Consider the following 7,545-nt stretch of genomic DNA (forward strand, 5'->3'; position numbering starts at 1 on the left):
CACGCGGGCGCGCGGCGGCTCCGGGCCGTCGGGCACGGGGTCGTCGTGCTCACGGCGCCAGGCGACGAGGTCCTGGATCGTCAGGAGCACGAGGCCGTCGGCGGCCGCGAGCCGCTCGGCGTCGACCTGCGCCTGGCGAGCGCGCTCGACCTCGAGCGACGTCTGGCGGAGCGCGGCGAGCTCGCCGAGCAGGGCCTCGCGCTCCGCGGCGATCGTCGCGACCTGCTCCTCGGCCGCGGCGTGCAGCGCCTCGGCCGACGCGAGCGACGCCTCGGCGTCGTCCGCCGAGCGCTCGGCCTCGTCGGCCGCCTCGTCGGCGCGGGTCTGGAGGGTGCGGGCCACGAGGTCCGCCGCGTCGAAGCGCTGGACGGCGCGCTGCGCCTGACCGCCGAGCTGGTCCATCGCCGTGCGCCGGGCGACGAGGTCCTCGAAGCCGTCGGCCGAGAGGAAGGCCCCGAGCCCGTCGAGCGAGCCGCCCGAGCGGTACGCCTGGAGGGCGATCCGGCCGAGCTCGTCGCGTGCCGCCTCGGCCTCCTCGGCGGCGGCCGCAGCCTGGGCGGCGGCCTCCTGCGAGCGCTGGGCGGCGGCGTCGCGCGCGGCGACGGCCTCGTTGTAGTCCTCGGCCGCCGCGGCGACCTCGGCCCACGCCGTCTCCACCGCGGCGGACTGACCTGCCAGGGCGACCTCGAGGGCCGCGACGTCACGCGCCGTCGTGCGGACGGCGTCGCGTGCGGCCTCGACGTCGTCCTGGCCGACGTCGGGCTCCGCGTACGAGGCGCCGGCGGTCGCTGCGCCCAGGACGAGGACGAGGGTCGTCGCGGCGGCAGCCCGCCGCATCCCGGTGCCCCAGGTCCTCATCCGTCACGTCCTTCTACGAGCCGTCGCGATCACCCGTCGCGCCACGTGCGCCACGGTTCGCCTGCCACGGTACTCACACCAGTCACAGGAGGAACAGGGGCCGCACCAGCAACAGAGGTCACACCAGTCACACAGGTCACAGCGCTTCACCCGGTCCATCGACGCGCACGGGCACGCCCTTGAGCACGGATCGCCGACGGTGGGCCCGGTGACCGCGGCGGTCCGGACCCGCCGGAGGGGCCCGGGTCGCAGACCGGCCCAGCGCGAACTTCACCCGATCAGGCGCAGGCGGCCGTCGCCGAGCGCCGGTCGACGGACGCTCGCGTCCCACACAGCAAGACACTCGTACCGCCATACGATCACCGCGCCGTAGGCTCCGAGCATGTTCTGCCGAATGTGTCGCTGACCCGCGCACGTTCGGTGGTGTGCCCGCTGACCGGCTGGGCTCGTACGCGTCGGCGTACCTGACCCCCGGCAGGGCACCTCTCCCACGTGCGCACAGTCCCCAGTCCTTCGCGGGCTGGCCGGGTCAGCGCGCTGGCTGTGGTCACCCCGCGGTATGTCACCGATGAGGAGCCACCCCATGAGCAACGAGAACTGGTCCTTCGAGACCCGCCAGATCCACGCCGGCCAGTCCGCCGACCCGACGACGGGCGCCCGCGCGCTGCCGATCTACCAGACGACGTCGTTCGTCTTCCCCGACGCGGACGCGGCCGCGGCACGCTTCGCGCTGCAGGACCTCGGCCCGATCTACACGCGCATCGGCAACCCGACGACGCAGGCCGTCGAGGACCGCATCGCCTCGCTCGAGGGCGGCGTCGGCGCGCTGCTGCTCTCGTCCGGCCAGGCCGCGACGACCTTCACGATCCTCAACATCGCGGAGGCGGGCGACCACGTCGTCGCGAGCCCGAGCCTCTACGGCGGCACGTACAACCTGCTCCACTACACGCTGCCCAAGCTCGGCATCGAGACGACCTTCGTCACGGACCCGCACGACCCGCAGGCGTGGCGCGACGCGGTCCGGCCGAACACCAAGCTGTTCTTCGGCGAGACCATCCCCAACCCGCAGGCGGACGTCCTCGACATCGAGGCCGTCGCGGGCGTCGCGCACGAGGTCGGCGTGCCGCTCGTGGTCGACAACACGGTCGCGACGCCGTACCTCATCCGCCCGCTCGAGCACGGCGCCGACGTCGTCATCCACTCCGCCACCAAGTACCTCGGTGGCCACGGCTCCGCGATCGGCGGGGTCGTCGTCGACGGCGGGTCGTTCGACTACGCGAAGCACCCCGAGCGCTTCCCGAACTACAACACGCCCGACCCGTCGTACAACGGGCTCGTCTTCGCGCGGGACCTCGGGGTCGGCGGCCTTTTCGGCGTCAACCTGGCGTTCATCCTCAAGGCGCGCGTGCAGCTGCTGCGCGACCTGGGCTCGTCGATCTCGCCGTTCAACGCGTTCCTCATCGCGCAGGGCATCGAGACGCTGTCGCTGCGGGTCGAGCGCCACGTGGCCAACGCGCAGACGGTCGCCGAGTGGCTCGAGCAGCGCGACGACGTGCTGCGCGTCCACTACGCCGGCCTGCCGTCCAGCCCCTGGCACGCCAACGCGCAGAAGTACGCGCCGCGCGGCGCCGGCGCGATCGTCGCGTTCGAGCTCGCGGGCGGCGCGGAGGCGGGCAAGCGGTTCGTCGACGCGCTCGAGCTGCACTCGAACGTCGCGAATATCGGCGACGTGCGCTCGCTCGTCATCCACCCGGCGTCGACGACGCACAGCCAGCTCACGCCCGAGGAGCAGCTCGCGTCGGGCATCACGCCCGGCCTGGTCCGCCTCTCGGTCGGCATCGAGCACGTCGACGACATCCTCGCCGACCTCGACGCCGGCTTCCGGGCAGCCAAGGGCGCGTGATGTCGCTCCCCGGCCGCGTCGCCGCGCACACGAGCACGCACGTGGACACGACAGGTGAGGTCCGCGGTGGCGCCGTAGGTTTGCACGTCGTGCAGACGCAAGCCACCGCCGCACCGGACCTCGTGCCGGCGAGCGCCGCGTGGCGTCCGGGCGACCCGGCCGGGGACCGGCTCTTCGTGGAGCTCGGGGCCATGGACCTCGAGGCCGGTGGGCACCTGCCCGCCGTGACCATGGCGTACGAGACGTGGGGCACGCTCTCGCCGTCGGGCGACAACGCCGTGCTCGTGCTGCACGCGCTCACGGGCGACTCGCACGTGACGGGCCCCGCGGGACCCGGTCACCCCACCGCGGGGTGGTGGCAGTCCCTCGTCGGGCCTGGCCGGCCGATCGACACCGACCGCTGGTTCGTCGTCGCGCCCAACGTGCTCGGCGGCTGCCAGGGCACGACCGGCCCCGCGTCCACGGCACCCGACGGCCGCCCGTGGGGCGGGCGCTTCCCCTACGTCACGGTGCGCGACCAGGTCGCCGCGGAGATCGCGCTGACCGACGCGCTCGGCATCCGCGACTGGGCGCTCGTCGTCGGCGCGTCCGCGGGCGGCATGCGGGTGCTCGAGTGGGCGGTCATGGCCCCCGACCGGGTACGGCGCATCGCGCCCATCGCGACGACCGCGCAGACGACGGGCGACCAGATCGCGTGGGCGCACGCGCAGATCGCGGCCATCCGCGGCGACGCGCGCTTCCGCGGCGGCGACTACTACGACGCGGCGGACGGCGACGGCCCGCACGTCGGGCTCGGCGTCGCGCGCCAGATCGCCCACACGACGTACCGCAGCGCGCTCGAGCTCGACGAGCGGTTCGGCCGCACGCCGCAGCCCGGCGAGCAGCCGCTGGGCGGGGGCGGGCGGTTCGCGGTGCAGTCCTACCTCGACCACCACGCGGGCAAGCTCGCGCGTCGCTTCGACGCGAACACCTACCTCGTGCTCACGGAGTCGATCCTGTCGCACGACGTCGGCCGGGGCCGGGGCGGCGTCGCGGCCGCCCTCGCGCAGGCGCCGGCGGAGGCGCTCGTCGTCGCCGTGGACACCGACCGGCTCTACCTGCCGTCGCAGTCCGACACGATGGCGGCCGCCCTGCCGCACGCCGACGGCGTCCACCTCATCCGGTCCGACTTCGGTCACGACGGCTTCCTCATCGAGGAGGACCAGGTCGGCGCGCTCGTCCGCGAGTTCCTCGGCTGACGCGCCGGGCGGCCGCCCGTCGGGACGCGCGTGCCGGCCGTCCCTAGGCTGACCGGCATGGGTGGACCCGTGGACGCGACCGAGCTGACCGCGATCGACGACCTGCTGCGCCGCCAGTGGCTGCGGCTGCGCGGCTGGGTGGCCGAGCTGGAACCGAGGACGCTCGCGCGCGACAGCGCCGTGCCGGGCTGGACCGTGGGGCTGCTCGTGGCGCACCTCGGGCGCGGCTTCGAGGCGCTCGCCGTCGTGCAGCCGACGGCGGCCGGGACGGCCGCGCAGAGCCTCGGCGAGTACGTCGCCGCGTACCGGGACGGCGCCGCGGAGATCGACCGCCTGACGCGCGAGCTCGCGGAGCGGATCGCCGACGACCCGCTGCGCGGGCTCGACCGCGTCGCGGAGACGGGCCTCGCGCAGGTGACTCAGCTCCGCGAGACCGCCCCGGACCCCGTCGTGCGCGGTCTGCGCGGGCCCATCCACCTCTCCGACATGCTCGTCTCGCGGCTGCTCGAGCTCGTCGTCCACGGTGACGACCTCGTCCGCTCGCTCGACCGTCCGGTGCGGTCCGACGACGGCCCGCTGGACCCGGACGCGGTGCGGATCGTGGCCGAGGCGCTGCTCGAGGTCGTCGTCGACCGGGGCGGCTGGGACCTCGAGGTGGTCGACCCGCTCGGCTGGGTCCGGATCGCGGCGGGGCGGGTGCCCCTCGACACGGATGCGTTGACGTCGGCGATCCGGGCGAGGCACACGTCGGACTCCGTCCCGGACCTCGGCGGGATGCTGCCGCTGCTCTGACCGGTCGGGCACCTCGGCCCCGCCGCGCGACCTCGTCCCCGCCGCGCGCCGACGATCACGCCGTCCTGCGCCCGGTCGGCCCTCGCCCGTAGGTTGGGTTCGTGCTCGCCGCCTACGCCACCCGGACCGATCCCGACGACCCGCTCGGCTGCCTCGAGCTCGGCGACCGCCCCGACGCGGCCCCGCCCGAGGGCCGGCCGGACTGGTCCGTCGTCGACGTGCGGGCAGCGAGCCTCAACCACCACGACCTGTGGTCGCTGCGCGGCGTCGGGCTGCCGGCCGACCGCCTGCCGATGGTGCTCGGCACGGACGGCGCCGGCGTCACGGCGGACGGCACGGAGGTGGTCGTCCACTCGGTGATCGGCGAGACGGGCCACGGCGTCGGCCCGACGGAGCGCCGGACGCTGCTCTCGGAGCAGTACCCGGGCACGCTCGCCGAGCAGGTTGCGGTGCCGACCTGGAACCTCGTCCCGAAGCCCGCGGAGCTCTCCTTCGAGGAGGCGGCGTGCCTGCCGACGGCGTGGCTCACGGCCTACCGGATGCTCTTCGTCGCCGCGGGTGCGCGGCCGGGCGACCGGGTGCTCGTCCAGGGCGCCGGGGGCGGCGTCGCGACGGCCGCCGTCGTGCTCGGTGCGGCGGCGGGTGTCGAGGTGGTCGTGACGAGCAGGGACGAGGCCAAGCGTGAGCGGGCCCTCGGCCTGGGCGCGGCGCTCGCCCTCGAGAGCGGCGCCCGGCTGCCCTTCCGGGTCGACGCCGTCCTCGAGACCGTGGGCGCGGCGACGTGGTCGCACTCCGTCCGGTCGCTGCGTCCGGAGGGGACCCTCGTGGTCGCCGGCGCCACGAGCGGGGCCCAGCCGGGGGCCGAGCTCACGCGCATCTTCTTCACCCAGCTCCGCGTCGTCGGCGTGACCATGGGCGCCAAGGCGGACCTCGAGGCGCTCCTGCGCTTCATGGCACGGACCGGCGTGCGCCCCGTGATCGACTCCACCTTCCCGCTCGCCCAGGCGCGCGACGCGGTCGGCCGGCTGGCCTCGGGCGAGCACTTCGGCAAGGTGGTGGTGACCCCCGCATGACCGCCGCCTGGGTGACCGACGTCCTGGGGCCCGACTACCAGGCGCGCACCCTCCCGCTCGCGGACGACGACGAGGGTGAGGTCGTCGCGACGCTCGTGCGGCACCGGCCGGTCGGTGCGGAGGCCGGACGGCCCGCACGCGCTGTCCTCTACCTGCACGGGTGGAACGACTACTTCTTCCAGACCGGGCTCGCGGAGTTCTGGCACGGCCAGGGCGTCGCGTTCTACGCGCTCGACCTGCGCAAGTACGGCCGCAGCCTGCGCCCGCACCAGACGCCGAACTACGTCGACGACCTCGCGGTCTACGACGAGGACCTCGACGCCGCCGTCCGTCAGGTGCGCCGCGACCTGGGCAAGCGGTCGCGGGTCATGCTCATGGGCCACTCGACGGGCGGGCTCGTCGGCGCGCTGTGGGCGCACCGGAACCCCGGCGCGGTCACGGGCCTCGTGCTCAACAGCCCGTGGCTCGAGCTGACGGGCGCGTCGTTCGCCCGGAACCTCAGCATGCCCGTGGTGCAGCAGCTCGCCCGACGGCAGCCGAAGGTGCCGCTGATCACGAGGGACCCCGGCTTCTACGCCCGCACGCTCCTGACGGACCACGGCGGCGAGTGGACCTACGACGCCGCCTGGCGGCCGACGCCGTACTTCCCCATCCGCCCCGGCTGGATCCAGGCGGTGCTGACCGGGCACGCGCAGGTGCGACGTGGGCTGGGGCTCGACATCCCGGTGCTCGTGGCGCTCTCGGACCGCAGCCTCGTGCTCCCCCGGTGGCGCGAGGAGATGCGCGAGGCGGACACCGTGCTCGACGTCGACCTCCTCGCGCGCCGCGCCGTGCTCCTGGGACCGGTCGTCACCGTGGTCCGCGTGCGCGGCGGGCTGCACGACCTGACGCTCTCCAAGGAGCCGGCACGCACGCGGTTCTACGCCGAGGTGGCCCGGTGGGTCTCCGCGTACGGGTGGGTGTGACGTGGACGCCGTGATCGGCTCGGGTGTCGTCCTCGTGCTGGTCGGCGGTGTGCTCCTGGGGCTGCGCGCCCTCAGGCGGGGGATGCGTCGCCGCGGGCACGGCGGCTCCGCGATGGGCCCGTTCGACGAGATCTGGCACCCCGCCGCGCACGACGCCCGCGTCGAGGTCCACGAGCAGGACGAGCGCCCGGCACCGGCACCCTCGCCCGACGAGCCGCGGGGCCAGCGCGACGGGCCGGTCTAGCCCTCGAACGACCGAGCGGCGTCCCGGAGGTCGGTCAAGGTGGGCCCGTTCGGCCGCTCGAGGCGCCACACCGACCAGCCGTCCACGTGCGTGTCCGACGCGCTCACGGCCTCGGCGGCGGCGTCCGGCTCGGGGAACCAGGATCCGTCGGCGAGCTCGATCCAGCCGTCCTCGTGGAGCAGCGCCTCGTAGAACTCACCGCGCCGGTCCCGTGACCAGACGAGGGCGACCGGCGCACCGATGTGCGCGGCGACCAGCGCGAGGTCGGGATGGGCGCCGTCGGCGGCGAGCGCCGGGACGACGCCGGTGAACGCGTACGGCAGCGACGCGGGCGGTACGACGTCGGCCGAGAGCGTCGCGACGTGACCGTCGGCCGGGGCGTCGGGTCGCACGCCCCCCGCGGCCTGGCCCGAGCCGTCGCCGCGCGCGTCCGCGAGCCGGACGGCGAACGGCGGCGCGACGACGCTCGGCA

8 protein-coding genes are annotated in these 7,545 nt (G+C 75.0%); 6 read left to right on the top strand and 2 right to left on the bottom strand.

Annotation, left to right across the window (positions count from 1 at the left end; all coding sequences use genetic code 11):
* Window positions 1-858, bottom strand: an 858-nt coding sequence (locus tag ICW40_RS12860; protein WP_374199154.1) for a coiled-coil domain-containing protein, incomplete at its 3' end; no start/stop codon positions are given.
* A gap of 583 nt (window positions 859-1,441) precedes the next feature.
* Between ICW40_RS12860 and ICW40_RS12865 the strand changes: the two genes are divergently transcribed.
* The 6 genes from ICW40_RS12865 (at window position 1,442) to ICW40_RS12890 (ending at window position 7,073) form a co-directional block, all read left to right on the top strand.
* Window positions 1,442-2,761 carry a bifunctional o-acetylhomoserine/o-acetylserine sulfhydrylase gene (locus ICW40_RS12865; RefSeq protein ID WP_221654419.1) on the top strand — a complete coding sequence of 440 codons (1,320 nt, stop codon included), beginning with the start codon at window positions 1,442-1,444 and terminating at the stop codon, window positions 2,759-2,761.
* An 89-nt stretch (window positions 2,762-2,850) separates the two neighbouring features.
* Window positions 2,851-3,999, top strand: a complete 1,149-nt coding sequence (gene metX, locus ICW40_RS12870; protein ID WP_308121787.1) for a homoserine O-acetyltransferase MetX — start codon at window positions 2,851-2,853, stop codon at window positions 3,997-3,999.
* Window positions 4,000-4,056: 57 nt separating this feature from the next.
* Window positions 4,057-4,791 (top strand): maleylpyruvate isomerase N-terminal domain-containing protein, encoded by a 735-nt coding sequence (locus tag ICW40_RS12875; RefSeq protein ID WP_221654420.1) that lies wholly within the window; start codon window positions 4,057-4,059, stop codon window positions 4,789-4,791.
* 101 nt (window positions 4,792-4,892) lie between these two features.
* Window positions 4,893-5,864 carry a zinc-binding dehydrogenase gene (locus ICW40_RS12880; protein ID WP_221654421.1) on the top strand — a complete coding sequence of 324 codons (972 nt, stop codon included), beginning with the start codon at window positions 4,893-4,895 and terminating at the stop codon, window positions 5,862-5,864.
* A complete protein-coding gene (locus ICW40_RS12885; protein ID WP_221654422.1) occupies window positions 5,861-6,829 on the top strand; it encodes an alpha/beta hydrolase in 969 nt (322 codons plus the stop codon). The genes ICW40_RS12880 and ICW40_RS12885 overlap by 4 nt, the downstream gene beginning before the upstream one ends.
* A gap of 1 nt (window position 6,830) precedes the next feature.
* The gene (locus ICW40_RS12890) at window positions 6,831-7,073 is read left to right on the top strand and encodes a hypothetical protein (RefSeq protein WP_221654423.1); all 243 of its coding nucleotides are present in this window, start codon (window positions 6,831-6,833) and stop codon (window positions 7,071-7,073) included.
* Here ICW40_RS12890 and ICW40_RS12895 read toward each other — a convergent pair.
* Window positions 7,070-7,545 (bottom strand): restriction system modified-DNA reader domain-containing protein (locus ICW40_RS12895; RefSeq protein WP_445206262.1); only part of this gene is annotated, 476 nt, incomplete at its 5' end. The two genes, ICW40_RS12890 and ICW40_RS12895, sit on opposite strands and share 4 nt — an antisense overlap.

The organism is Actinotalea ferrariae (assembly GCF_019733465.1).
Classification (GTDB): domain Bacteria; phylum Actinomycetota; class Actinomycetes; order Actinomycetales; family Cellulomonadaceae; genus Actinotalea; species Actinotalea ferrariae_A.